This is a genomic window from Pseudomonas sp. GD04015 (genome assembly GCF_029837675.1).
Lineage (GTDB): Bacteria > Pseudomonadota > Gammaproteobacteria > Pseudomonadales > Pseudomonadaceae > Aquipseudomonas > Aquipseudomonas paralcaligenes.
Window position 1 is genome coordinate 54,528 of record NZ_JAOEEE010000022.1, and the last position, 24,110, is coordinate 78,637.

The following is a 24,110-nucleotide window of genomic DNA, read 5'->3' on the forward strand; positions in this document are numbered from 1 at the left end:
CAATTTCTTGAGCGTTACGATAAAGCTAGCATGGAAACGATAGGTGCAAGCAAGTTAAGGGTTGCATCGCGCATGTCAATCTAGGCTATACCCTAACTTGATGTCAGGCAGGGCCGCGCCGCTTCGTCAGAATAGAGTCTGCTTTCCCATTTTTTGACACATGCCCGCGAAGGTTATAGATTTCAGCCTGACAGAAATGGGCTTTGAGGCACAACGGAACAGAAAGTGCACTTAAGCCGCCTTCAACCAAGGAGACATCGTGCAGGGGCACCGCATCGGCTACGTCCGGGTCAGCAGCTTTGACCAGAACCCGGAACGCCAGCTGGAACAAACCCAGGTGAGCAAGGTGTTCACCGACAAGGCATCGGGCAAGGACACCCAGCGCCCCCAGCTCGAAGCGCTGCTGAGCTTCGTCCGCGAAGGCGATACAGTGGTGGTGCACAGCATGGATCGGCTGGCCCGCAACCTCGATGACCTGCGTCGCTTGGTACAGAAGCTGACTCAGCGCGGCGTGCGCATCGAGTTCCTGAAGGAGGGCCTGGTGTTCACTGGCGAGGACTCGCCGATGGCCAACCTGATGCTGTCGGTGATGGGGGCCTTCGCTGAGTTCGAGCGCGCCCTGATCCGCGAGCGGCAGCGTGAGGGCATCGCCTTGGCCAAGCAGCGTGGCGCGTACCGGGGCCGCAAGAAAGCCCTGTCCGATGAGCAGGCTGCTACCCTGCGGCAGCGAGCGACGGCCGGCGAGCCCAAGGCGCAGCTTGCCCGCGAGTTCAACATCAGCCGGGAAACCCTCTACCAGTACCTCCGCACGGACGACTGACACATGCCGCGTCGCTTGATCCTCTCGGCCACGGAGCGGGACACCCTGCTTGCGCTGCCGGAAAGCCAGGATGACCTGATCCGCTACTACACCTTCAACGACTCCGACCTGTCGCTGATCCGCCAGCGACGCGGCGACGCCAACCGCCTCGGCTTCGCCGTGCAGCTCTGCCTGCTGCGCTACCCCGGTTACGCGCTGGGAACCGACAGCGAGCTGCCCGAGCCGGTCATCCTGTGGGTGGCGAAGCAAGTCCAGGCCGAGCCGGCGAGCTGGGCAAAGTACGGCGAGCGCGACGTGACCCGTCGCGAGCATGCCCAGGAACTGCGCACCTACCTGCAACTGGCCCCGTTCGGCCTGTCCGACTTCCGCGCCCTGGTGCGCGAGCTAACCGAGCTGGCCCAGCAGACCGACAAAGGCTTGCTGCTGGCCGGTCAGGCCCTGGAGAGCCTACGGCAGAAACGACGCATCCTGCCGGCGCTGAGCGTGATTGACCGGGCCTGCTCGGAAGCCATTGCGCGAGCCAATCGGCGGGTCTACCGCGCCCTGGTCGAACCACTCACGGACTCGCATCGGGCCAAGCTGGACGAGCTGTTGAAGCTCAAGGCCGGCAGCAGCATCACCTGGTTGACCTGGCTGCGCCAGGCACCGCTGAAACCCAACTCTCGGCACATGCTGGAACACATCGAGCGGCTGAAGACATTTCAGTTGGTGGACTTGCCCGAAGGCCTGGGCCGGCACATCCACCAGAACCGCCTGCTCAAGCTGGCCCGCGAGGGTGGGCAGATGACGCCCAAAGACCTCGGTAAGTTCGAGCCGCAGCGCCGCTACGCGACCCTGGCCGCCGTGGTGCTGGAGAGCACCGCGACCGTGATCGATGAGCTGGTCGATCTGCATGACCGCATCCTGGTCAAGCTGTTCAGCGGCGCGAAGCACAAGCATCAGCAGCAGTTCCAGAAGCAGGGCAAGGCGATCAACGACAAGGTGCGCCTGTACTCCAGGATCGGCCAGGCGCTGCTGGAAGCGAAGGAAAGCGGCAGCGACCCCTATGCCGCCATCGAGGCGGTGATTCCCTGGGACGAGTTCACCGAGAGCGTCAGCGAGGCCGAGCTGCTGGCCCGGCCGGAAGGCTTCGACCACCTGCACCTGGTCGGCGAGAACTTCGCCACCCTGCGCCGTTACACGCCGGCCTTGCTGGAGGTGCTGGAACTGCGCGCCGCGCCGGCCGCGCAAGGCGTGCTGGCAGCCGTGCAGACCCTGCGTGAGATGAACGCCGACAACCTGCGCAAGGTGCCGGCCGATGCACCCACGGCCTTCATCAAGCCGCGCTGGAAGCCGCTGGTGATCACCCCGGAAGGCCTCGACCGGAAATTCTACGAAATCTGCGCCCTGTCCGAGCTGAAGAACGCCCTGCGCTCCGGCGACATCTGGGTCAAGGGCTCGCGGCAGTTCCGCGACTTCGACGACTACCTGCTGCCGGCCGAGAAGTTCGCCGCACTCAAGCGCGAGCAGGCCCTGCCCCTGGCGATCAACCCGAACAGCGACCAGTACCTGGAAGAGCGTTTGCAGCTGCTGGACGAGCAGTTGGCCACCGTCACCCGCCTGGCCAAGGACAACGAGCTGCCCGATGCCATCCTCACCGAGTCAGGGCTGAAAATCACCCCGCTGGATGCGGCGGTGCCGGATCGGGCGCAGGCGCTGATCGACCAAACCAGCCAGTTACTGCCGCGCATCAAGATCACCGAACTGCTGATGGACGTGGACGACTGGACGGGCTTCAGCCGCCACTTCACCCACTTGAAGGACGGGGCCGAGGCCAAAGACAGGACGTTGCTGCTGTCCGCAATCCTCGGTGATGCGATCAACCTCGGGCTGACCAAGATGGCCGAGTCGAGCCCCGGCCTGACCTACGCCAAGCTGTCCTGGCTGCAAGCCTGGCACATCCGCGACGAAACCTATTCGGCGGCCTTGGCCGAGCTGGTCAACCACCAGTATCGCCACGCCTTTGCCGCCCACTGGGGCGACGGCACGACCTCATCCTCCGATGGCCAGCGCTTCCGCGCGGGTGGCCGGGGCGAGAGCACCGGGCACGTCAACCCGAAGTACGGTAGCGAGCCGGGACGGCTGTTCTATACCCATATCTCCGACCAGTACGCGCCGTTCAGCACCCGCGTGGTGAATGTCGGCGTCCGCGATTCCACCTATGTGCTCGACGGCCTGCTGTACCACGAGTCCGACCTGCGGATCGAGGAGCACTACACCGACACGGCCGGCTTCACCGATCACGTCTTTGCCCTGATGCACCTGCTAGGCTTCCGCTTCGCGCCGCGCATCCGCGACCTCGGCGAAACCAAGCTGTACGTGCCGCAGGGCGTGCAAGCCTACCCGACGTTGCGCCCGCTGATCGGCGGCACCCTGAACATCAAGCACGTGCGTGCCCACTGGGACGACATCCTGCGCCTGGCCAGCTCGATCAAGCAGGGCACCGTCACCGCCTCGCTGATGCTGCGCAAGCTCGGCAGCTACCCGCGCCAGAACGGACTGGCCGTGGCCCTGCGCGAGCTGGGCCGGATCGAGCGCACGCTGTTCATCCTGGACTGGCTGCAAAGTGTTGAACTGCGCCGCCGCGTGCATGCCGGCCTGAACAAAGGTGAGGCGCGCAACTCGCTGGCCAGGGCGGTGTTCTTCAACCGCCTTGGGGAAATCAGGGATCGGAGCTTCGAGCAGCAGCGCTACCGGGCCAGCGGCCTCAACCTGGTGACGGCGGCTATCGTGCTGTGGAACACGGTGTACCTGGAACGCGCCACCCAGGGGTTGGTCGAGGCCGGCAAGCCGGTGGACGGCGAGCTGCTGCAATTCCTGTCGCCGCTGGGCTGGGAGCACATCAACCTAACCGGCGATTACGTCTGGCGGCAGAGCCGCAGACTGGAAGACGGGAAGTTTCGGCCCTTACGGATGCCCGGAAAACCTTAGCGTACGATTTTTTCCGAATTCTGCGGGCTCCCCATCTGGAGCGCTGGGCGGGCGACTGGCGCGAGCATGTGCGCCTGGCGGGCGCGCCCCAGCTGGTGGCCGTGATCGAGGCTATGTACCCGTTACGTGTTGGTGGCGCCATTCTGCTCTTGTGGGAGCGGCCTTGGCCGCGAAATTCGCGGATAAATCCGCTCCCACAAGGCGTGCAACAACTAACGGGGACATAGCCATGATCGAGACAGCCCTCACAGCGGGCTCCCAGGCCGACCTCGTCGAACATCTGCTCCGTGAAGCCGGCCGGGAGCACGCATCATGATCACCATCCTCCCCGTCGAGGGCCCAGCGCCCACATTCGACCGCAGCTTCACCGTCACCGGGGAGCTGCGGCTCGGCTTCCACGAAGGCGCCTTCACCTACGACATCGTGGCCGTGGAACCCTACGAGAAGACCTACGCCGACGAAGACGAGGAAGACGGCGGCGAGCTGTTCGTCGCCTACCTGGACGGCCAGGTGGCCGGGACCCTCGTCCTGTCCGAGGCCTGGAACGGCTACGCGCTGATCGAAGACATCGCCGTCGCCCGCGACCTGCGCCGCGCCGGCGTGGCCAGCGCCCTGCTCCGCCACGCGATGGACTGGAGCCGGGCGCGCAAGCTGCCCGGCATCATGCTGGAGACCCAGCACAACAACGTGGCGGCCTGCCGCCTCTACGCACGCCACGGCTTCCGCCTCGGCGGCGTCGACCTCGACCTTTACCGCGGCCTGCCGCACCAGGGCCGCCACGAGATCGCCCTGTTCTGGTACTGGCACGCGGATCGGAGCGGTTCCGCCGACTGAGCGCGGTCTATTGCTCGGCTTCTTCGACGATCAGGTAGCGGTCGCCCCGCAGGTACAGATGATCGCCATCCCAGCCGATGTAGTCGCCCTGAGCGTCGGGGTCGAAGACCGAACCGGCGGGATGTAGCCTCATCGGCCCCCGGTAGGCCAGGTCGCCCGAGGCATGGCGAATCTCTGCCTGGTACAGATCGCCGGCCTTGCTGAGGGTCACGAACACCCCGCCGTCATGACCGCCGACCCAGAACGCTTGCTCTGCAACGGAGGTGGGCTTTGGTGGTGACTCATGGCTCTTGGAGATCTCTACATCACAACCAACGATGAGTGATAAAGCCATGAGGCAACAACATAGATTACGTACGAGGAGCATATCCATGGAAACATCCTAATATCGGCCTTTTCCTTCTATCTCGAGCAATCCATTCTTAAAATCGAGATCAGGAAAGCTGCTTCTGAATTCACTTATGTATGAATTTGGCCGTGGATCGACCATCCATGGGGTAGGCACACCAGCCTTTTCAGATATTTCTTTTACAAAGTGCATGCAATTATTAGTTGCCGTATCGTAGGCTTTACGACTGGCAGTGGCATTCTGAGCCTTGCGATGCTCAGCATGTTGCAGCATTTCATTATACTTGTTGCTCACTTCAATATATGCGCCCTCTATTCGTCCAGAATCCCCCGACACCTTGGAGATGGAAGAAAGAGCCGCTTTCAGAGTGGAGAAATCTATACCAGCAGAGGAAACCCTTACGTTAGGGAGATTTCTGGCTTTTCGCACAAGGCCTAAGTTTTCCGGCGGATCGTATCTGCCATATTCATAGTATTTACTCGTGCCGTTTCTTCCGTTTATGAAAAGGACACCCGCATGCCCTAGATTTGAAAGCTTGCTTTTGAAAGACGGCGTCTTGAAGTTATCCATTTTCATCCAAGGAAATATATCCACCTCGGACTCCTTGAATTCTATAGTAACCTTGTAATCAGGAAAAACAATTGGAATTAGTATGTCCATTTACACATTCCCAATGGATCGAAGTGCGAGTTTCTCTGTGATAGCAGCAACTCATATCAAGAGCATTTCGCAGCATCCATGCTCGCCGGTAAAGCTAAAGCACAAATATAATTTGAAATTCAAAATGAATCACTATCGATTTCGACCATTGTGAAATGGTTCGCCATTACTGGATCCGTAACAGAACAGGTGCTCAGAATCACACCCGCTCTCGGATAAGGGCTGCTAACCACATTCCCGCTCTGGCACACAGAGAAAACTGTCGCACTAGCACCATGCATTTGCCGCAGCTCGCCGACGGTTAGCCGGAAATCGCCTTGAACTCCCCCCCGCCCTTCGGTGGTCTACCCACCAGAGGCCTTCGGGCCAGGAAACCGGAGCGGGAGCATGAAGAAGTACGACTTTCTGGTCAGCTACATCCTCGACAACCAGCCGCAATCGACCACCGTGCAGGCGGACAGCCAGTCGCTGACCCCCGACCAGGCGCTGTTCTACCTGCGGTCCCTGCACAGCCGGGCGACTGCCGGGGCCATCACCGATGTGCAGGTGGCGCGGATCGACGTGGACAAGCTGCAAGACGCTCCCGCCCATCACCTGCAGCCCTGAGCGATGAAGAACCTCGAAACCTCGGCAACCAAGCTGGCCGTCTACGGCGCCCGGGGCAGCCTGGGCAGCGCGGTGCTGGTGGAGGCGCTGCACCGGCAGTACGAGGTCACGGCAATCGTCGACGAACTCAACGCACTGCAGGCGCGCCCCGGCCTGCGCACCAAAGGCGGCACGCCCGCCGACGCCATCGAGGTGAACCGCGCCGTGGCCGGGATGGACACCGTGGTCTGCCTGCTGGGCGAGGAACTGCCGGGCGACGCGCGGGACGACTTCCAGTTGGTGTTCAAGACCCTGCTGGCCCTGCTCGACGGCCTGGAGGTGGCCGGCGTGAAGCGCCTGCTGGTGGTCGACGACTTCGCCTGGCTCGATGAGGGCGGTGGCTCCGCCGCCGCCCCGGTATGCCACCTGCGCGAGCGGCTGATCGCCAGCCCGCTGGCCTGGACCCTGGTGGAGGCGCCCGTGCGCCCCGACGAGACGCTGGGGCCCGATGACTTCCTGCAACCGAGCGAGGCCGCCCAGGCCTTGCGCCGCTTCGCCGCGGGGCTGCTGGATGAGATGAACCTGGCGCTGCACGTTCGCGAGCGTGTGCGCATCGCAGAAGAAGGAGTCCGCTGATGGGACCGGAAAGCATCATTCTGCTCATGATCTCGGCCTGGTTTCTGGTAGCCGCCGCCATGCTCTGGGGCATGCTGCGCATCGCCCGCCGCCACGCCACCTACAGCCAGCCGCGGCCGGTGGAACGCGCGCCGGCGCCGCGCAACACTGGCAAGCGCCGCCCGGCACAACGGCCGAAGCTGCCGCGCCCGGTGCTGTCGCCGGCGTACCGGGCCGCGCATCACTTCGCGCACCGCTGACGGCCGACGAAATTCCCGGCACTCGCGGCGGGCAGCCCTGTCGAAAACGCCATTCCGAAAAGATCAACAAGGTAAGGCGAGAGATGAACAACGAGAGAATCTTCCGTGAAGCCCTGCTGGCGGCCCTGGTGGAGCACGCCGCGCATCACTTCGAGGAAGCCGCCCATTGCGCCTACGTCAACGGCCTGCAGGCGCGCACCCTGCTGACCAACTCCGGGCGCACCGAGCTGCGCCTGAGCCTGACCCGGCCGAGCGACGGCACCCCGTGCAGCTACCGCATCGGCGCCCTCGCGGAGCGTGGATTGGTGCTGCACGAGAAGGTCTATGGCGACGAAGTGGAGCGCCGCGAGGCATCGCTGGAGTCGATCCGCGACAGCCTGGTGGAAGACGAGCTGGCGGAATTCTTCATCAGGGCCACCGCCCTGCCGCTTGGCGCGATGGCGGAACTGCCGCGGCAACAGGGCGCGGCCTGACGCGCCCATGGAGATCCGAGCCATGCCTGTGATCGACGACGCCACTGCCCAACCCGCCCTGAGCGACGCCCTGGACGCGGTGCAGGTGCATTTCGAGGAAGCCGTCGACTATGCGCGGCACAACGGCCTGCTGGCCGAGGTGGCGCGCCAGGGCGGCGAACTGGCCCTGCGGCTCAAGCGGCCGAGCGATGGCGCGCCCTGCCACTACCGCATCGTCGCGCTGCCAGGCACCGCGCAGGTGCTGCACGAGAAATGCTACGGCGCCGAGACCGAGCGCCTGGAGGCGGCGCCGGACTCGGTCAACCAGACCGTGGTGGAGACCGAACTGGCCAGCTTCTTCATCCGGTCGGCGGCGCTGCCGCTGGACTACATTGCCCAGCGCCACCAGCCAGGTTTCATCTAGCGGTGGTGAACGCCACAGGGTGCACAGTGGGCACCGGGAGGCCACGCATGCCCGGTGCGCACGGCGCACCCTACGTCTGCACGGCAGCCGATCTCGAAGAAAGGTTGAACCCATTCAGGACCCGGCGGGTCCGTTGTGCGATCCCGATAATGGCCATCCGCCAAATCGCTGGTACGCAGCGATCGGCGGGATGCTAGTGTTCCCGCCACCTAAGCCCCTGCGACAAGGAAATCCGCGATGTCCGTCTCCGTGCTTGCCGAGCTGCTCAAACAGAACGAACAGAACCTGCTGGAAAAATGGATGGCCGCCCAGCGCGTCGCCGGCATCCGCGTCGACCTGATCGACGAGAACACCGTGGAGGAGAACTCCCGGGAGCTGATCAAGGCCTTCATCATGGCCCTCGCCCAGGGCTCGGACAGTATCGAGGACCCGGCCTGGAAGCCGCTCAAGGCGCAGCTCGAACGCCTGTCGGTGAGCCAGGCCCGCCAGGGCTTCAGCCCGTCCGAGACCGCCACCTTCGTGTTCTCCCTCAAGGAACCGCTGTTCGACCTGATACAGAACCAGGGCGAAAAGGCCATCGAACTGGTCTGGCTGCTCAGCAAGCTGATCGACAAGCTCGGTCTGTTCAGCCTCGAATACTTCATGGCCGGCCGCGAGCTGGTCATCCGCGAACAGCAGGAAAGCCTGCTGGAGCTGTCTACCCCCGTGGTCCAGCTGTGGGACGGCGTGCTGGCCGTGCCACTGATCGGGGCGCTGGACAGCAACCGCACGCAGATCGTGATGGAGGCGCTGCTGGAGAAGATCGTCGAGACCGAGTCCGACATCGCCATCATCGACATCACCGGCGTGCCGACCGTGGACACCATGGTCGCCCAGCACCTGCTCAAGACCATCACCGCCGCCAAGCTGATGGGCGCCAAGTGCATCATCAGCGGCATCCGCCCGCAGATCGCCGCCACCATCGTCCACCTCGGCGTGGAACTGGGCGACGTGGTGACCAAGGCCTCCCTGGTCGACGCCTTCAAGCTGGCCCTCAAGGAGCTGAACGTCCGCATGACCCGCGTGGAAAAGACGCGCTGAGGAGCCCGCCATGGTAGATCGCATTCCGATTCTCAAGATGGGCAGATACCTGCTGCTGAGCATCCAGGTGGACATGCACGACCAGCTGGCCATGGACCTGCAGGAAGACCTCACCGAGCAGATCGTGCGGCACAAGGCCAAGGGCGTGCTCATCGACATCTCTTCGCTGGAGATCGTCGACTCGTTCATCGGCCGCATGCTGTCCCACATCGCCAACGTGTCGAGGATCCTCGACGCCAAGGTCATCGTCGTCGGCATGCAGCCCGCGGTGGCCATCACCCTGGTCGAGCTGGGGCTGTCGCTGGATGGCATCGCCACCGCACTGAACATCGAAAAAGGCATGCGCTGGCTGGAAAACAGTGTCAGCGAGGACGATATCGCCGGGGAGCCCGAGAGTGACGAAGACACAGACGCTCCCACTGAAACAGGAAACTGACATCGTCCTCATCCGCCAGCAGGTGCGCAAGGCGGCCGAGGAGGCTCGCCTGGGCTTGGTCTCGCAGACCAAGATCGTCACCGCGGCCAGCGAGATCGCGCGTAACGCGCTGATCTACGGTGGCGGCGGCGAGTGCCTGCTCGAAACCACCCTGCGCAGCGGGCGCACCGCGCTGCGCCTGGTCATTTCCGACCAGGGTCCCGGCATCGCCGACATCGAACGCGCGCTGGTCGACGGCTACACCTCGGGCAGCGGCCTGGGGCTGGGCCTCAGCGGCTCGCGGAGGCTGGTGGACGAATTCTCTATCGAGAGCCAGCCCGGCCTCGGCACGACGGTGGAACTGTGGAAGTGGAAATGATCGAGCGCCCCCTCCAGTTCGCCCATGCGGTGACCCACGAGGCACACGCGGACGCCGTGCGCCGCGCCGTGGTCCGCCACGCCGGCCAGTTGTGCGATGACGAGACGCTGACCGGCCGCGTCGCCGTGGTGGTGCAGGAGATGGCGCGCAACCTGGTGCTGCACGCCAATGGCGGCGAAATGTTCCATTACCAGGACGACGAGCGCCTGGAGCTGCTGGCGGTCGACCGCGGCCCCGGCATGGCCGACGTCGCCCGCTGCCTCACCGACAGCTATTCCACCACCGGCACCCTGGGCGCCGGCCTGGGTGCCATCAGCCGGCTGTCCGACCGTTTCGACATCTACTCCCAGCCGGGCCAGGGCACGGTGGTGTTCGCCCAGTTCCGCTTCCGCCCGGTGCCGGCGCCACTGCTGTCGGCGGGCCTGTGCACGCCCTACCCGGGCGAAGAGGTCAGCGGCGATGCCTGGGCGGTGAAGGACAACCGCGTGCTGGTGTGCGACGGCCTCGGCCACGGCCACGCCGCCCACGCGGCCAGCGGCAAGGCGCGCCAGCTGTTCCTCCAGCACGACCCGGCGCTGCCGCTGGAGAACCTGCTCGAACGCCTGCACCGAGCGCTGGCCTCGACCCGCGGCGGCGCCGTGGCCCTGGCCGAGATACTGCCGGAGCAGGCCCAGGTGCGCTTCTGCGGCATGGGCAACATCGCCGGTGTGCTGCACGACGGCCGCAGCCGCAGCATGGTCTCCGGCAACGGCACGGTGGGCTACCGGATCGGCCGCATCCAGAGCTTCAGCTATCCCTGGTCGCCGGACACGCTGATGATGCTGGCGTCCGACGGCATCAATACCCGCCACGACCTGTCCGCCTACCCCGGCCTGGCCAGGCGGCATCCGGCGGTGATCGCCGCGGTGATCCACCGCGACTTCAGGCGCCATAACGACGACGCGACGGTGGTGGTGATGAAGCATGCATGACACACGGCGTATCGCCACCCTGCACATCCGCGAGGAAACCGACGTGGTCGCCTGCCGGCAGAGCGCCAAGCGCATCGCCGGCTGGCTCGAACTGCCCCAGCTGGAGCAGATCCGCTTCGCCACCGCCGTGTCGGAACTGGCGCGCAACGTGTTCCAGTACGCGGGCCAGGGCACCTTCCATTTCGACTTGGCGGAAAACGCCGCCGGCCAGCTAGCCGGCCTCTGCTTCGAGGCCGTGGACCAGGGTCCGGGCATCGCCGCGATAGAGCGCATCCTCGACGGCAGCTACGTCTCGCCCACCGGCATGGGTATCGGCCTGCGCGGCGCCCAGCGGCTGATGGACGACTTCGACATCGAGACCTCGGCCAGGGGCACCCGCATCCGCGCACGCAAGCTGATCCATCCGCCCCGCCCCTTCCCCACGCCGTCGCGGATCGGCGCGATCCGCGACCAGTTGCAGGACGAAGGCGCGGCCGACCCCTACATCGAGCTGCAAGTGCGCGGCACCGAACTGATGCTGACCGCCGCCGAGCTGCAGACCAAGCAGCAGGAGCTGGAAGCTACCAACCAGGAGCTGGAAAACACCAACAAGGGCGTGGTGGCGCTCTATTCCGAGCTGGAGAAGGCCACCGAGGAAGTGCGCGAGGCGAGCGAGTCGAAGAGCCGCTTCTTCGCCAACATGACCCACGAGATCCGCACGCCGATCAACATCGTCGAGAACATCAGCAAGCTGCTGCTCAAGGGTATCGACGGCCCGCTCAATCCCGAGCAGTACAAGCAGGTGTCGTTCATCAGCGACGCGGCCTCCGAGCTGTCCGACCTGGTCAACGAGCTGCTCGACATCTCCGAGGCCGAGTCCGGGCGCATCGAGATCACGCCGGTACGCTTCACCCTCGGCGATTTCGTCGAGCAGCTGCGCCAGTTCGTCGGTGCGCTGTCCCAGCGCTTCCCGGCGCTGGACTGGGAAGTGGCCGGCGCGCCGCATGACGTGGAGCTGGAGACCGACCGTCACCGGCTGTTCCAGATCATGCGCAACCTGATCGGCAATGCCTTCAAGTACACCCCGTCCGGCCGGGTCTGCGTGCGCGCCTACCTGCCGGACGAGGACAGCGTCGAGTTCCTGGTGGAAGACACCGGCATCGGCATCGCCCCGGAGAACCACGCCCGGGTGTTCGAGGAATTCCTCCGCGTGCGCAACCCGAGCCGCACCCAGATCCAGGGCACCGGCCTCGGCCTGCCCCTGGCGCGGCGCCTGGCCGCCCTGTTGCATGGCGAGATCAGCCTGAACAGCGAGCTGGGCCAGGGCAGCCGCTTCCTGCTGCGGGTCGACCGCCGCCACGGCAGCGTCGACGGCGAACCGGCCACGCTCGACCTCGAGGGCATCAACATCCTCCTGATCGACGACAGCGAAGCCGACCGCTACCTGCTCTCGCGCCTGCTGCAGCCCTACCACCCGGTGATCATCGAGGCCGTCACGGCGGCGTCGAGCATCGACAAGCTGCACGCCATCCGCCCGGACATCATCTTCCTCGACCTCGACCTGCCGGACATCGCCGGCGAGGACCTGCTGGAGAGCATGGACTGGAGCATGCACGCGCGGGTCCTGGTCAATACCGCCAAGGCGCTCGACGACACCATGCTGGAGCGCCTCGGCCGCCAGTGCCGGGCTATCCTGCACAAGTCCCGTCCCGATTACCCGGAGCAGGTCCTGCACCATGTGCGGCGCCTGGCGGAGGAGCAACGCGATGCGTACTAGACGAGTCCTCATCGTCGACGACATGGAAGCCAACCGCTACGTGCTGCGCAAGATCCTCGCCAGCGAGTCGAACTTCCAGATCCTCGAGGCCGGCACCGGCGCCGCGGGCCTGGCGCTGATGGTCGAGGGCGTCGACCTGGTGATCCTCGACATCAACCTGCCGGACATGACCGGCTTCGAGCTGATCCAGCGGGCCGAGCAGGTCCTCGGCCCGGCGCGCCTGCCGGCGATCATCAACATCTCCGCCACCTTCATCAGCGGCAAGGACAAGGCCACCGGTCTCAACACCGGCGCCCGTGCCTACCTGACCCACCCGATCAACCCGGAAGAGGTCATGGCCACCATCACCAGCCTGCTCAAGAGCAACACCCGGCTGGAGCGGGTCGAGCGCCAGCGCAACTGGGCCGAGGCGCGCAACGAGCAGTTGGGCAAGGAAAAGATCATGCTCGAACGCTTCATGCGCTCGTTCAGCCACGACCTGCGCTCGCCGCTGGCCGCGGCGGTGATGGCCACCGGCCTGATGCAGCGCAACCCGGCGCGGCGCACCGAGCAACTGCTGGACGTGCTGCAGGAGAACCTCAAGCGTATCGACGAAATGGTGGCCAACCTGCTGGACATCTCCCACGTCAGCGTCGGCGGCGGCATCAAGCTCAGCGGCGAGCCGCTGGAGCTGCCCGCCCTGCTGCGCGATGCCACGGCCAACCTGGCGCTGCAGGTGGAGAACCCGCTGCAGCTGCGCATCGACGAGGACTCGGGCGTGGTGGAATGGGACCGGGCGGCCTTCCTGCGGATTCTCGACAACCTGGTGGGCAACGCCGCCAAGCACGGCGTCGAGGGCGAACCCATCCACATCGAGCAGCGCCGCGAGGGCGACTGGGTGCGGCTGGTGGTCAGCAACCGGGGAGCGTTCCCCGAGGAAGTGCTGAGCAACCTCGCCACGCCCTACTTCATCTCCAGCCGCAGCGACACCAAGGGCTGGGGCCTGGGCCTGCCGATCGTCAAGGCGCTCATCGAAAGCTTCGGCGGCCAGGTGCGCTTCGGCAACGCCGACGGCATGGCCCAGGTCGAGCTGCAGTTGCCGGTGTCGATCAGGTAGTAGCCCCTGCGCGGCCTCGAAAGGCGCATCTTGCGATTGCTGTCAGCAGATAGGCCGCGCGAACCGAGAAAGATGAGCAATGAAAAACGCCCGGGCATGCCCGGGCGTTTTCGTTTACAGAAGGGATCAGCCTGCCGCCTTAGCCTCCTCGGCCAGTTCCTTGCCGTGGGCGTAGTTGACCCACCAGCCGAAGGCGGCGGCGGTGAAGAACATGAAGAAGCTGTAGATGGCCGCCGGGATGCCCATGGTCGGGTTGTTCAGCAGCGACGGGCTCAGCGCCAGGGCGATGGCCAGGGTGCCGTTGTGGATGCCGATCTCCATGCCGATGGCCACGGCCTGGCGTTGCGGCAGCTTGAGCAGGCGCGGGACGAAGTAGCCGACCCCCAGGCTGATCAGGTTGAACAGCAGCGCCGCCACGCCGACCACCGGGGCGTACTCGACCACGGTCTGCCAGTCCTTGACGAAGGCCAGCACGATCACCAGCACCAGGAACAGCGCGGAAATGATCTTCACCGGCTTCTCCATGGCCTGGGCGAAACCCGGCGCCAGCCTGCGGATCACCATGCCGATGGCCACCGGGCCGAGGACGATGGCGAACACCTGCACCACCTTGGCGAACTGCAGCGGAATGGCCTGGTCACCCTCCATGAAGTAGGCCAGCGACAGGTTGACGATGAATGGCATGGTGAGGATGGCGATCACCGAGTTGACCGCCGTGAGGGTCACGTTCAGCGCCACGTCGCCGTGGGCCAGGTGGCTGTAGAGGTTGGCCGAGGTGCCGCCGGGCGAGGCCGCCAGCAGCATCAGGCCGACCGCCAGCGCCGGCGCCAGGCCGAAGCCCTTGGCGATCAGGAAGCACAGGAACGGCAGCAGCAGGATCTGGCAGACGAGGCCGATCAGCACCGGCTTGGGAAATTTCACCACCCGGGCGAAGTCGGCCAGGGTCAGGGACAGGCCCAGCCCGAGCATGATGATGCCGAGGGCAATGGGGAGGAACGCGGTCAGCAAGGGCGAAGCGGTCATTATTCTTGTATCTCCGATTGAACCGCCCCGATTCTTGACGAGACGGTTAGGCGATGTAACTGGCCGATCGTGCCAAACATGAGGGTTTCTCGTTACAGAATGCAAAAAATTCGCCGGCAACCAGGGCCGGCGATGCCGTCTAGCCTTGCTCTGGGTCAAGACCGACGCCCCGCTGCTCGCCCAGCGTGTAATAAAAGAGAGCGAAGGAATCCCCGCATGAGCGAACAGACCAGTCCCCCCTCCTGGCATGCCCTCGCGGCCGAAGAGGTCCAGCGCGAACTGGCCACCGGCCCCGGCGGGCTCGATCCGGCGGAAGTCGACCAGCGCCTGCAGCAATACGGCCCCAACCGCCTGACCCCGCCCAAGCGGCGCGGCCCGCTGATGCGTCTGCTGCTGCAGTTCCACAACATCCTGCTGTACGTGATGATGGCCGCCGCCCTGGTCACCGCCCTGCTCGGCCACTGGGTCGACACCGGCGTGCTGCTGGCGGCGGTGCTGATCAACGCCATCATCGGCTTCATCCAGGAGGGCAAGGCCGAGGCCGCGCTGGACGCCATCCGCGCCATGCTCTCGCCCCACGCCACGGTGATCCGCGCCGGCAAGCGCCAGGAGATCGATGCCGGCGAGCTGGTGCCCGGCGACCTGGTGCTGCTCGCCTCCGGCGACCGCGTGCCGGCCGACCTGCGGCTGATCGCGGTGAAGGAGCTGCGGGTCGAGGAAGCCGCGCTCACCGGCGAATCCCTGCCGGTGGAGAAGGCCGTCGACGCGGTGGCGGAGGACGCGCCGCTGGGCGACCGCTACGGCATGGCCTACTCCGGCACCCTGGTGGTCTACGGCCAGGCCACCGGCGTGGTGGTCGGCACCGGCGTGGCCACCGAGCTGGGCCAGATCAACCGCATGCTCGCCGGTGTGCGCATGATGGCGACGCCGCTGCTGCGCCAGATCGACCGTTTCGGCCGCATGCTGGCCATCGCCATTCTCGCCATCGGCGCCCTCACCTTCGTCCTCGGCACCCTGTGGCGCGGCCATTCGCCGGAAGAGATGTTCATGATGGTGGTGGCCCTGGTCGCCTCGACGATTCCCGAGGGGCTGCCGGCGATCATGACCGTCACCCTCGCCCTCGGCGTGCAGCGCATGGCCCGGCGCCACGCCATCGTGCGCCGCCTGCCGGCGGTGGAGACCCTGGGTTCGGTGACGGTGATCTGCTCGGACAAGACCGGCACCCTGACCCGCAACGAGATGACCGTGCAGCGCGTGGTCTGCGCCGGCCACGTGTTCGATGTCGGCGGCGTCGGCTATGCGCCGGTCGGCGACCTCAGCGTCGACGGGCGCAAGGTCGAGGTCGGCCACTACCCCGCCCTCGAATGGGCGATCCGCGCTGGCGTGCTGTGCAACGACGCGCGTATGCGCGACGACGACGGCCTGTGGCAGGTCGAAGGCGACCCCACCGAGGGCGCGCTGCTGGTGCTCGGCAGCAAGTGCCGCCACGAGCACGACCCGATCTGCAGCGCCTGGCCGCGCCTGGACAGCATCCCCTTCGAGTCCCAGCACCGCTTCATGGCCACCCTGCACCGCGGCCTCGACGACGAGCGCTGGATACTGGTCAAGGGCGCGCCGGAGCGCATCCTCGAAATGTGCGACCGCCAGCTCGGCCACGGCAGCCTGGAGCAGCCGCTGGACGCCGACCACTGGCGACGCATGGCCACCGACACCGCCGCCCAGGGCCTGCGCCTGCTGGCCCTGGCGCGCAAGCCGGTTGGGCCGGACACCCTCAGCCTGGACTTCGACGACACTCAGGAGGGCTTCACCCTGCTGGCTCTGGTCGGCATCATCGACCCGCCGCGCGACGAGGCCATCGCCGCCATCGCCGACTGCCACCGGGCCGGCGTGCGGGTGAAGATGATCACCGGCGACCACGCCGAGACCGCCCGCGCCATCGGCGCGCAGCTGGCCATCGGCGTCGGCAAGCCGGCGGTGACCGGCGCCGAGGTGGCGATGATGGACGAGAGCGCGCTGCGCCGGGTCGCCATGGAGATCGACGTGTTCGCCCGCGCCAGCCCCGAGCACAAACTGCGCCTGGTGCAGGCGCTGCAGGACGACGGCCAGGTGGTGGCGATGACCGGCGACGGGGTCAACGACGCGCCGGCGCTCAAGCGCGCCGACGTCGGCGTCGCCATGGGCCTCAAGGGCACCGAGGCGGCCAAGGAGGCCTCGGACGTGGTGCTGGCCGACGACAACTTCGCCACCATCGTCCGCGCCGTGCGCGAGGGACGCGCGGTCTACGACAACCTGAAGAAGTTCATCCTGTTCATGCTGCCCACCAACGGCGGCGAGGCGCTGGTGGTGATCGCCGCGATCCTGCTCCAGCTCACCCTGCCGCTGAGCCCGGCCCAGGTGCTGTGGATCAACATGGTCACTTCCAGCACCCTGGGCCTGGCCCTGGCCTTCGAACCCGCCGAGGGCGACATCATGGGCCGCCGCCCTCGCCCGCCGGGCACGCCGCTGCTGTCGGGCTTCTTCGTCTGGCGCGTGCTGCTGGTGTCGGTGCTGATGATGTTCGGCGCCTTCGGCCTGTTCTACTGGGAGCTGCAGGCCGGCACCAGCGTGGAGCAGGCACGGACCATTGCGGTCAACGCGGTGGTGGTGTCGGAGATGTTCTACCTGATAAACAGCCGCTACATCCTGGCGCCGGCGCTCAACCGCCGCGGCCTGCTGGGCAACCCCTACGTGCTGATGGCGATCGCCGCGTGCATCCCGCTGCAGCTGGCCTTCACCTACTGGGGGCCGCTGCAGGCGGTGTTCGGCTCCACCGACCTGGCGGCCGGCGAGTGGCTGAAGATCGTGGCGGCCGGGCTGATGGTGTTCTGCGTCGCCGAGCTGGAGAAGTGGATCATCCGCCGCAGCGGGCTGGATCGGCGCCTGGGGTTGTCCTGAGTGCTATGCCAGCGAGGTGTGAAGGCAAGTTCTGTGGGAGCGGCCTTGGCCGCGAAGTTCGCGGCCAAGGCCGCTCCCACAAGAGCTTCGGCACTGACAAGCGTTTCAGCGCCGTAGGGCGGGTGAAACCCGCGCCGATTCTCGACTCAGATGGCCGTGGAACCGCCATCCACGGCCAGGCTGTGGCCGGTGGTGAAGGCGGCGGCGTCGCTGCACAGGTACAGCACCGCGGCGGCGATCTCCTCCGGCTTGCCGATGCGGCCGACCGGGTGCATGGCGGCGACGAACTCGGCCTTCTTCGGGTCGGCCTCGGCGGCGCGGCGGAACATGTCGGTGTCGATCACCGCCGGGCACACCGCGTTCACCCGGATCTTCTTCTTGGCGTACTCGATGGCGGCCGACTTGGTCAGACCGATCACCGCGTGCTTGGAGGCGGCGTAGATGCTCATCTTCGGCGCGGCGCCGAGGCCGGCGACCGAGGCGGTGTTGACGATGGCGCCGCCACTCTGGGCCAGCAGCAGCGGCAGCTGGTGCTTCATGCACAGCCACACGCCTTTGACGTTGACGCCCATGATGGCGTCGAACTCGGCCTCGCTGCCCTCGGCCAGCTTGCCCTTCTCGATCTCGATGCCGGCGTTGTTGAAGGCGTAGTCCAGGCGGCCGTAGGTGGCAACGACCTGCGCCATCAGCGCCTGCACCTCGGCGTCGCGGGTCACGTCGCAACGCACGAAGGTCGCTTCGCCACCAGCGTCGCGGATGGCCTGTACGGTGCCCTCGCCGCCCGTCGTGTCGACGTCGGAGACCACCACCTGCAGCCCTTCGGCGGCGAACGCCAGTGCCGTGGTACGGCCGATGCCAGCGGCGCCGCCGGTGACCAGGGCGACCTTGCCCGAGAACGTCATGCTCATGTCTGCATCCTCGCAGGGAGTTGGAAGTGGGCGAAGAGTCTAGCCAGCGCGGACCGCGGCGAGCAGCACTATCAGGGTGCGATGTGCCGGATCATCCAGAGGAATGATGGAGCGCCCCATGCTCCATCACGCTTCGGACGTAGCCCGGATGCAATCCGGGATGGCGTGGCGGCGCTTCAGCCCAGCTGGGCGACGATCTCGGCCAGCGCCCTGGCCGGGTCGGCGGCCTGGCTGATCGGGCGGCCGATCACCAGGTAGTCGGAGCCGGCCTGCAGGGCCTGGGCCGGGGTGAGGATGCGGCGCTGGTCGTCGACCGCGCTGCCGGCGGGGCGGATGCCTGGGGTCACCAGCTGCAGGCCCGGTTGGGCGATCTTCAGCGCCGGCGCCTCCTGGGCCGAGCAGACCAGGCCGTCCATGCCGGCGCGGGCGGCCAGGGCGGCCAGGCGCAGCACCTGCTCCTGCGGCTCCACGTCCAGGCCGATGCCGGCCAGGTCCTCGCGCTCCATGCTGGTCAGCACGGTCACGCCGATCAGCAGCGGCTTCGGGCCATTGAACCTGTCCAGCGTCTCGCGGCAGGCCGCCATCATGCGCAGGCCGCCGGAGCAGTGCACGTTGACCATCCACACACCCATCTCCGCCGCCGCCTTGACCGCCATGGCGGTGGTGTTGGGGATGTCGTGGAATTTCAGGTCGAGGAACACGTCGAAGCCGCGCTCGCGCAGGGTCGAGACGATTTCCGCGGCGCAGCTGGTGAACAGCTCCTTGCCCACCTTGACCCGGCACAGCTTCGGGTCGAGTTGGTCGGCCAGGGCCAGGGCCGCGTCACGGGAGGGGAAGTCGAGGGCAACGATGATCGGGGTCTGGCAGGACATGGCGGGCTCGCAGGAATCGAAAACCGCGGCATTGTAGCGGAAGCCGGGGGCCGCGGTCAGATCGTCGGCCGCTGGAAATGCGCGATGCAGGCGGTAGACTGGCGCCATTTTTCCCAGACCAGGCAGCAGTGATCCATGGCCCGTCTCCAGCTCGACTTCTCGCAGCAGCAGTTCCGCTACAGCACCCACATGACCGTGCGCAGCACCGACATCAACGCCAGCAACCACCTGGGCAACGACGCCATGATATCGATGATCTCCGAGGCCCGGGCACGCTTCCTGTTCGATTCCGGCATCCGCGAGACCGACAGCCAGCAGGGCATCATCGTCACCGACCTGGCCACCATGTACCGCGCCGAGTCCCACGCCCGCGACCAGCTGCTGTTCGAGGTCGGGGTGATGGACTTCAACCGCTACGGCGGCGACATCATCTTCCGCATCACCCGCCCGGCGGACGACACCCTGATCGCGCTGGCCAAGTCCGGCTTCGTGTTCTTCGACTACCGCCAGGGCAAGGTGATAGCGATGCCGGAGGCCTTCAGCGCCACCTTCCCCGAGGTCAACTGGCTGGACTGAGAACCTGCCTGCAATCGCCTGACTCGCGGCCAGGCTGTGTTGAAAGCGGCCTCAAAATGCTCATTTACACTTCGTAAACTGCGCTTTTTCGGCCACTTTTGCCTTGCCTGGCTCTAATTCAGGCGTTCGTAAGCAGGTTCTGCGGCGGTACGAACGCTCGGCGAACGCTGACCGGGGATAACGGGGCTCCGACATTCAGCGAGCCGACGCCATGCCCCGCACCACCCCTTCCCTTTCCGCCCTCGTCATCCTGTTCTGCGCACTGACGGCCCGGGCCGAGCCCTCCGCCGAGCACGGCCGCTATCTGGTCGAGGTGGCGGGCTGCAACGACTGCCACACCGCCGGCTATTCCATGGCGCCGGAGCAGGTGCCGCAAAGCGCCTGGCTGACCGGAGACAACCTCGGCTGGAGCGGCCCCTGGGGCACCACCTACCCGAGCAACCTGCGCCTGCTGCTGCCGAAGCTCAGCGAGGAGCAGTGGATACGCCTGGCGCGCGGCGCCAGCTACCGCCCGCCGATGCCCAACCGCGCCCTGCATCTGATGAGCGAAGACGACCTGCGCAGCATCCACCGCTTCGTCGTCCAGCTCGGCGAGGCCGGCCAGCCGGCGCCCGCCGCGCTGCCGCCGGGCCAGGAGCCGAACGGCCCGGTGGTGCGCTTCCCGGTGCCGCCAGCCCCCTGATCGCGCCCCGACTCGGTGCGCCTGCCGCACGGCACGCACCGTCTTGCACCAGGCGAACCACCCGAATACCTCCCAAGAGGCGATTTACCAGGGATTCGCGGCTTGGCCCGAGTCTTGCTCAAGCCCTGCCAAGGCATCCAATGGCGGTTGCCACCGATACGACAAAGGCGTCGCACCATCCCGCTCCGGCGGTCAGTGGTGCGGCGCCTTTTGCGTTTCAGCCCCAGTGCATGGGGCGGTGGGTAGGCCGCGATCCGGACGCCCGCCGGTCACTCTCTCAACTGTCTGTGGCTTCGGCCACGGGGCCCGGCGCCACAAGCGCCGGGCTCTCCCCTCGGCGGCGCGGTGGCGTGTCCACGACCACTTCGCCGCGCCGCCGGCGGGATTTTCACTCGATGACGAGGTGTTGGATGAATACGAGTTTCTGGAAGGCCGGCCACGCCCCGACGCTGTTCGCCGCGTTCCTCTATTTCGACCTGAGCTTCATGGTCTGGTACGTGCTCGGCCCGCTGGGCGTGCAGATCGCCAGCGACCTGGGCCTGACCACCCAGCAACGCGCCATGATGGTCGCCACGCCGATCCTGGCCGGCGCGGTGCTGCGTTTCCTGATGGGTCTGCTGGCCGACCGCACCTCGCCGAAGAGCGCCGGCCTGGTCGGCCAGGTGATCGTAATCGCCGCCCTGGCGGTGGCCTGGCAGCACGGCATCCACAACTACCAGCAGGCACTGCTGCTCGGCCTGTTCCTAGGCTTCGCCGGCGCCTCCTTCGCGGTGGCCCTACCGCTGGCCTCCCAGTGGTACCCGCCGCAGCACCAGGGCAAGGCCATGGGCATCGCCGGGGCCGGCAACTCCGGCACCGTGCTGGCCGCGCTGTTCGCCCCGGTGCTGGCCGCCAGCTTCGGCTGGAACAACGTGTTCGGCCTGGCGCTGATCCCGTTGGTGCTGACCCTGGTCATCTTCGCCGGCGTGGCCCGCAACGCGCCGACCCGCCCCGAGCCGAAGGCGCTGGGCGACTACCTCAAGGCCCTCGGCGACCGCGACAGCTGGTGGTTCATGTTCTTCTACAGCGTGACCTTCGGCGGCTTCCTCGGCCTGGCCAGCACCCTGCCCGGCTACTTCCACGACCAGTACGGCTTCGACCCGGTCAAGGCCGGATACTACACCGCCGCCTGCGTGTTCGCCGGCAGCCTGATGCGCCCGCTGGGCGGCGCCCTGGCCGACCGCATCGGCGGCATCCGCTCGCTGCTGGTGATGTACACCTGCGCCTCCGTGTGCATCGCCGCCGTCGGCTTCAACCTGCCCAGCGCCTACGCCGCCCTGGCCCTGTTCGTGCTCGCCATGCTCAGCCTGGGCGCCGGCAACGGCGCGGTATTCCAGCTGGTGCCCCAGCGCTTCCGCCGGGAGATCGGCGTGATGACCGGGCTGATCGGCATGGCCGGCGGCATCGGCGGCTTCTGCCTGACCGCCGGGCTCGGCGCCATCAAGCAGACCACCGGCGACTACCAGCTCGGCCTGTGGCTGTTCGCCAGCCTCGGCGTGCTGGCCTGGTTCGGCCTGCACGGCGTCAAGCTGCGCTGGCGCACCACCTGGGGCTCGGCCGCCGTCACCGCCGCCCGCGTGTAGCCCTTGCGGGCGCCGGGTTCGCCCGGCGCCCGCAAGGACGTTTGCGACAAAGGCGGAGCCGGCCGACGCTCATCGCACTGGTCAGGAAAGGCGGAGCGGCAACGCTCCGGAGCCACACCGGCCCCGCCTTTGTCCCAAACGCCCGCAGGGTGCGCCCTGCGCATCCGCCACCACAGAGAACCCGCATGGCCCTGCAACTGAGCTTCGGCGAAGCCACCGCCACCGGCCCCCGCGCGGAGAACCAGGACGCCATCCGCGTGGTTACCCCGGCGCCGGCCCTGGCGACCAGCAAGGGCTTCCTGTTCGCCCTGGCCGATGGCGTCAGCCAGTGCGCCGACGGCGGCCTGGCCGCCCGCGCCACCCTGCAGGCCCTGGCGCTGGACTACTACTCCACCCCCGAGACCTGGGCCGTGGCCCAGTCGCTGGATCGCCTGCTGGTCGCCCACAACCGCTGGCTGCAGGCCAACGGTGGCGGCCAGCCGTTGCTCACCACCCTCTCCGCCCTGGTCCTGCGCGGGCGGCGCTTCACCCTGGCCCACGTCGGCGACTGCCGCGCCTACCGCTGGCACGCCGGCGAACTGGAGCGCCTCAGCGAGGACCACGTGTGGGAGCAGCCGGGCATGCAGCACGTGCTCAAGCGCGCCCTGGGCCTGGACCAGCACCTGGTGGTGGATTACCTGGAGGGCGATCTGCGCGAGGGCGAGCGCTACCTGCTGGTCAGCGACGGCGTCTGGTCGGCCCTGGGCGACGCCGGCATCCGCCGCCTGCTGCTCGACGAGGACGACCCGGCCGCCGCCTGCCAGGCGCTGGTCGCCGCCGCCCACCTGGCCGGCAGCCAGGACAACGCCAGCGCCGTGCTGGTCCGGGTCGACGCCCTGCCGGAGAGCGGGCTGGCCGACACCCTGGCCCAGCTGCAGCAGTGGCCGCTGCCGCCCAAGCTGCGCGAGGGCCAGGACTTCGAGGGCTGGCAGGTCGAGCGCCTGCTGGCCGAGTCGCGCCAGTCGCTGGTTTACCGGGTGCGCGACACCCAGGCCCGGCGCTGGCTGCTCAAGACCCTGCCGCCCAGCCGTCACGACGAAGTCCAGGCCGGGCCGGCCCTACTGCAGGAGGAATGGTTCCTGCGCCGGGTGGCCGGCCGCCATTTCCCCGAGGCACACCCGCTGCCGCAGCGCCAGCACCTCTATTACGTGCAGCGCGAATACGCCGGCCAGACCCTGGCCGAGCACCTGCGCCTGTCCGGCCCGCTGGGCCTGCCGGAATGGCTCGACCTGGCCCCGCGCCTGCTCCGCGCCCTGGGCCTGCTGCACCGGCGCAACATCCTGCACCGCGACATCAAGCCGGAGAACCTGCTGTGGTGCGACGACGGCGAACTGCGCCTGCTCGACTTCGGCCTGGCCTACTGCCCCGGCCTGTCCCGCGACGAGCAGCACGCCCTGCCCGGCACGCCCAGCTACATCGCCCCCGAGTCCTTCGCCGGCGCCTCCCCGGACCACCGCCAGGACCTCTACGCCGCCGGCGTCACCCTCTACCGGCTGCTCACCGGCCACTACCCCTACGGCGAGATCGAGGCCTTCCAGCACCCGCGCTTCGGCAAGCCCGCCGCACCCAGCCGCTACCGCCCGGACCTGCCGGCCTGGCTCGACGACGGCCTGCTGCGCGCCGTGGCCGCCAGCCCGGGCGAGCGTTTCGAGACGGCCGAGGAATGGCTGCTGGCCCTGGAACAGGGCGAGCGCCAGGCGCTCGGCGTGCGTCCGCGGCCGCTGCTGGAGCGCGAACCGCTGAAGGTCTGGCGTGGGGTGGCGTTGCTGTCCCTGCTGGTCAACCTGA

At 66.9% G+C, this 24,110-nt stretch carries 24 protein-coding genes; 19 read left to right on the top strand and 5 right to left on the bottom strand.

Going from position 1 to position 24,110, the window contains the following annotated elements:
* The first annotated feature begins 259 nt into the window (after positions 1-259).
* The 3 genes from N7640_RS17545 to N7640_RS17555 all read left to right on the top strand — a co-directional run bounded on the left by N7640_RS17545 (position 260) and on the right by N7640_RS17555 (position 4,624).
* Entirely contained in the window at positions 260-820 is a 561-nt protein-coding gene (locus N7640_RS17545) for a recombinase family protein (RefSeq protein WP_001161490.1), read from the top strand.
* 3 nt (positions 821-823) lie between these two features.
* Positions 824-3,790, top strand: coding sequence for a Tn3-like element TnAs1 family transposase (locus N7640_RS17550; protein WP_001138014.1), 2,967 nt, complete (start codon positions 824-826; stop codon positions 3,788-3,790).
* A 312-nt stretch (positions 3,791-4,102) separates the two neighbouring features.
* Positions 4,103-4,624, top strand: coding sequence for a GNAT family N-acetyltransferase (locus N7640_RS17555; RefSeq protein WP_279902564.1), 522 nt, complete (start codon positions 4,103-4,105; stop codon positions 4,622-4,624).
* Positions 4,625-4,631: 7 nt separating this feature from the next.
* Here the strand turns inward: N7640_RS17555 and N7640_RS17560 are convergent, their stop codons facing one another.
* The gene (locus N7640_RS17560) at positions 4,632-4,997 is read right to left on the bottom strand and encodes a hypothetical protein (protein WP_279902565.1); all 366 of its coding nucleotides are present in this window, start codon (positions 4,995-4,997) and stop codon (positions 4,632-4,634) included.
* Positions 4,998-5,006: 9 nt separating this feature from the next.
* Entirely contained in the window at positions 5,007-5,633 is a 627-nt protein-coding gene (locus tag N7640_RS17565; RefSeq protein WP_279902566.1) for a hypothetical protein, read from the bottom strand.
* Positions 5,634-6,020: 387 nt separating this feature from the next.
* Here N7640_RS17565 and N7640_RS17570 point away from each other — a divergent pair, with 387 nt between their 5' ends.
* The 11 genes from N7640_RS17570 (at position 6,021) to N7640_RS17620 (ending at position 13,666) form a co-directional block, all read left to right on the top strand.
* Positions 6,021-6,239, top strand: a complete 219-nt coding sequence (locus tag N7640_RS17570; RefSeq protein WP_279902567.1) for a hypothetical protein — start codon at positions 6,021-6,023, stop codon at positions 6,237-6,239.
* A 3-nt stretch (positions 6,240-6,242) separates the two neighbouring features.
* On the top strand, positions 6,243-6,854 hold the full coding sequence (locus N7640_RS17575) for an NAD(P)H-binding protein (RefSeq protein WP_279902568.1): 612 nt from the start codon (positions 6,243-6,245) through the stop codon (positions 6,852-6,854).
* A complete protein-coding gene (locus tag N7640_RS17580; RefSeq protein ID WP_279902569.1) occupies positions 6,854-7,093 on the top strand; it encodes a hypothetical protein in 240 nt (79 codons plus the stop codon). The genes N7640_RS17575 and N7640_RS17580 overlap by 1 nt, the downstream gene beginning before the upstream one ends.
* An 83-nt stretch (positions 7,094-7,176) precedes the next feature.
* On the top strand, positions 7,177-7,566 hold the full coding sequence (locus N7640_RS17585) for a hypothetical protein (RefSeq protein ID WP_279902570.1): 390 nt from the start codon (positions 7,177-7,179) through the stop codon (positions 7,564-7,566).
* A 22-nt stretch (positions 7,567-7,588) separates the two neighbouring features.
* Complete coding sequence (locus tag N7640_RS17590; protein ID WP_279902571.1) at positions 7,589-7,969, top strand: hypothetical protein; 381 nt, start codon at positions 7,589-7,591, stop codon at positions 7,967-7,969.
* A gap of 237 nt (positions 7,970-8,206) precedes the next feature.
* Complete coding sequence (locus N7640_RS17595) at positions 8,207-9,049, top strand: STAS domain-containing protein (protein ID WP_220815117.1); 843 nt, start codon at positions 8,207-8,209, stop codon at positions 9,047-9,049.
* Positions 9,050-9,059: 10 nt separating this feature from the next.
* Positions 9,060-9,485: an STAS domain-containing protein gene (locus N7640_RS17600; protein ID WP_220815118.1), complete on the top strand. Its 426-nt coding sequence runs from the start codon at positions 9,060-9,062 to the stop codon at positions 9,483-9,485.
* On the top strand, positions 9,445-9,843 hold the full coding sequence (locus N7640_RS17605; RefSeq protein WP_279902572.1) for an ATP-binding protein: 399 nt from the start codon (positions 9,445-9,447) through the stop codon (positions 9,841-9,843). The genes N7640_RS17600 and N7640_RS17605 overlap by 41 nt, the downstream gene beginning before the upstream one ends.
* Complete coding sequence (locus N7640_RS17610) at positions 9,840-10,814, top strand: SpoIIE family protein phosphatase (protein ID WP_279902573.1); 975 nt, start codon at positions 9,840-9,842, stop codon at positions 10,812-10,814. The genes N7640_RS17605 and N7640_RS17610 overlap by 4 nt, the downstream gene beginning before the upstream one ends.
* Positions 10,807-12,570 (top strand): ATP-binding protein, encoded by a 1,764-nt coding sequence (locus tag N7640_RS17615; RefSeq protein ID WP_279902574.1) that lies wholly within the window; start codon positions 10,807-10,809, stop codon positions 12,568-12,570. The genes N7640_RS17610 and N7640_RS17615 overlap by 8 nt, the downstream gene beginning before the upstream one ends.
* Positions 12,560-13,666, top strand: coding sequence for a response regulator (locus N7640_RS17620; RefSeq protein ID WP_279902575.1), 1,107 nt, complete (start codon positions 12,560-12,562; stop codon positions 13,664-13,666). Before N7640_RS17615 ends, N7640_RS17620 begins: the two co-directional genes overlap by 11 nt.
* 126 nt (positions 13,667-13,792) lie before the next feature.
* Here N7640_RS17620 and N7640_RS17625 read toward each other — a convergent pair whose 3' ends face one another.
* Entirely contained in the window at positions 13,793-14,689 is an 897-nt protein-coding gene (locus N7640_RS17625) for a bile acid:sodium symporter family protein (protein ID WP_279902576.1), read from the bottom strand.
* A gap of 216 nt (positions 14,690-14,905) precedes the next feature.
* Here N7640_RS17625 and N7640_RS17630 point away from each other — a divergent pair, with 216 nt between their 5' ends.
* The gene (locus N7640_RS17630; protein ID WP_279902577.1) at positions 14,906-17,623 is read left to right on the top strand and encodes a cation-transporting P-type ATPase; all 2,718 of its coding nucleotides are present in this window, start codon (positions 14,906-14,908) and stop codon (positions 17,621-17,623) included.
* Between the two features lie 146 nt (positions 17,624-17,769).
* Here the strand turns inward: N7640_RS17630 and N7640_RS17635 are convergent, their stop codons facing one another.
* Both N7640_RS17635 and pyrF read right to left on the bottom strand, forming a co-directional pair.
* Complete coding sequence (locus N7640_RS17635; RefSeq protein WP_279906059.1) at positions 17,770-18,531, bottom strand: SDR family oxidoreductase; 762 nt, start codon at positions 18,529-18,531, stop codon at positions 17,770-17,772.
* A gap of 176 nt (positions 18,532-18,707) precedes the next feature.
* On the bottom strand, positions 18,708-19,403 hold the full coding sequence (gene pyrF / locus N7640_RS17640) for an orotidine-5'-phosphate decarboxylase (protein ID WP_279906058.1): 696 nt from the start codon (positions 19,401-19,403) through the stop codon (positions 18,708-18,710).
* A 135-nt stretch (positions 19,404-19,538) separates the two neighbouring features.
* Between pyrF and N7640_RS17645 the strand changes: the two genes are divergently transcribed.
* From N7640_RS17645 to N7640_RS17660, 4 genes are all read left to right on the top strand, one after another.
* The gene (locus tag N7640_RS17645) at positions 19,539-19,979 is read left to right on the top strand and encodes a thioesterase family protein (RefSeq protein WP_279906056.1); all 441 of its coding nucleotides are present in this window, start codon (positions 19,539-19,541) and stop codon (positions 19,977-19,979) included.
* A 211-nt stretch (positions 19,980-20,190) separates the two neighbouring features.
* Positions 20,191-20,661 carry a cytochrome C gene (locus tag N7640_RS17650; protein ID WP_279906055.1) on the top strand — a complete coding sequence of 157 codons (471 nt, stop codon included), beginning with the start codon at positions 20,191-20,193 and terminating at the stop codon, positions 20,659-20,661.
* A gap of 410 nt (positions 20,662-21,071) precedes the next feature.
* On the top strand, positions 21,072-22,283 hold the full coding sequence (locus tag N7640_RS17655; protein WP_220815129.1) for a nitrate/nitrite transporter: 1,212 nt from the start codon (positions 21,072-21,074) through the stop codon (positions 22,281-22,283).
* A 185-nt stretch (positions 22,284-22,468) separates the two neighbouring features.
* The coding region (locus N7640_RS17660; RefSeq protein WP_279906215.1) for a bifunctional protein-serine/threonine kinase/phosphatase at positions 22,469-24,110 on the top strand (1,642 nt) is incomplete at its 3' end.

What these genes read in the sequence shown, in the direction of transcription:
- N7640_RS17550 (WP_001138014.1), top strand. Translation starts at nt 824, where the DNA reads ATGCCGCGTCGCTTGATCCTCTCGGCCACGGAGCGGGACACCCTGCTT.
- N7640_RS17555 (WP_279902564.1), top strand. Translation starts at nt 4,103, where the DNA reads ATGATCACCATCCTCCCCGTCGAGGGCCCAGCGCCCACATTCGACCGC.
- N7640_RS17560 (WP_279902565.1), bottom strand. Translation starts at nt 4,997, where the DNA reads ATGGATATGCTCCTCGTACGTAATCTATGTTGTTGCCTCATGGCTTTA.
- N7640_RS17565 (WP_279902566.1), bottom strand. Translation starts at nt 5,633, where the DNA reads ATGGACATACTAATTCCAATTGTTTTTCCTGATTACAAGGTTACTATA.
- N7640_RS17570 (WP_279902567.1), top strand. Translation starts at nt 6,021, where the DNA reads ATGAAGAAGTACGACTTTCTGGTCAGCTACATCCTCGACAACCAGCCG.
- N7640_RS17575 (WP_279902568.1), top strand. Translation starts at nt 6,243, where the DNA reads ATGAAGAACCTCGAAACCTCGGCAACCAAGCTGGCCGTCTACGGCGCC.
- N7640_RS17580 (WP_279902569.1), top strand. Translation starts at nt 6,854, where the DNA reads ATGGGACCGGAAAGCATCATTCTGCTCATGATCTCGGCCTGGTTTCTG.
- N7640_RS17585 (WP_279902570.1), top strand. Translation starts at nt 7,177, where the DNA reads ATGAACAACGAGAGAATCTTCCGTGAAGCCCTGCTGGCGGCCCTGGTG.
- N7640_RS17590 (WP_279902571.1), top strand. Translation starts at nt 7,589, where the DNA reads ATGCCTGTGATCGACGACGCCACTGCCCAACCCGCCCTGAGCGACGCC.
- N7640_RS17595 (WP_220815117.1), top strand. Translation starts at nt 8,207, where the DNA reads ATGTCCGTCTCCGTGCTTGCCGAGCTGCTCAAACAGAACGAACAGAAC.
- N7640_RS17600 (WP_220815118.1), top strand. Translation starts at nt 9,060, where the DNA reads ATGGTAGATCGCATTCCGATTCTCAAGATGGGCAGATACCTGCTGCTG.
- N7640_RS17610 (WP_279902573.1), top strand. Translation starts at nt 9,840, where the DNA reads ATGATCGAGCGCCCCCTCCAGTTCGCCCATGCGGTGACCCACGAGGCA.
- N7640_RS17615 (WP_279902574.1), top strand. Translation starts at nt 10,807, where the DNA reads ATGCATGACACACGGCGTATCGCCACCCTGCACATCCGCGAGGAAACC.
- N7640_RS17620 (WP_279902575.1), top strand. Translation starts at nt 12,560, where the DNA reads ATGCGTACTAGACGAGTCCTCATCGTCGACGACATGGAAGCCAACCGC.
- N7640_RS17625 (WP_279902576.1), bottom strand. Translation starts at nt 14,689, where the DNA reads ATGACCGCTTCGCCCTTGCTGACCGCGTTCCTCCCCATTGCCCTCGGC.
- N7640_RS17630 (WP_279902577.1), top strand. Translation starts at nt 14,906, where the DNA reads ATGAGCGAACAGACCAGTCCCCCCTCCTGGCATGCCCTCGCGGCCGAA.
- N7640_RS17635 (WP_279906059.1), bottom strand. Translation starts at nt 18,531, where the DNA reads ATGAGCATGACGTTCTCGGGCAAGGTCGCCCTGGTCACCGGCGGCGCC.
- pyrF (WP_279906058.1), bottom strand. Translation starts at nt 19,403, where the DNA reads ATGTCCTGCCAGACCCCGATCATCGTTGCCCTCGACTTCCCCTCCCGT.
- N7640_RS17645 (WP_279906056.1), top strand. Translation starts at nt 19,539, where the DNA reads ATGGCCCGTCTCCAGCTCGACTTCTCGCAGCAGCAGTTCCGCTACAGC.
- N7640_RS17650 (WP_279906055.1), top strand. Translation starts at nt 20,191, where the DNA reads ATGCCCCGCACCACCCCTTCCCTTTCCGCCCTCGTCATCCTGTTCTGC.
- N7640_RS17655 (WP_220815129.1), top strand. Translation starts at nt 21,072, where the DNA reads ATGAATACGAGTTTCTGGAAGGCCGGCCACGCCCCGACGCTGTTCGCC.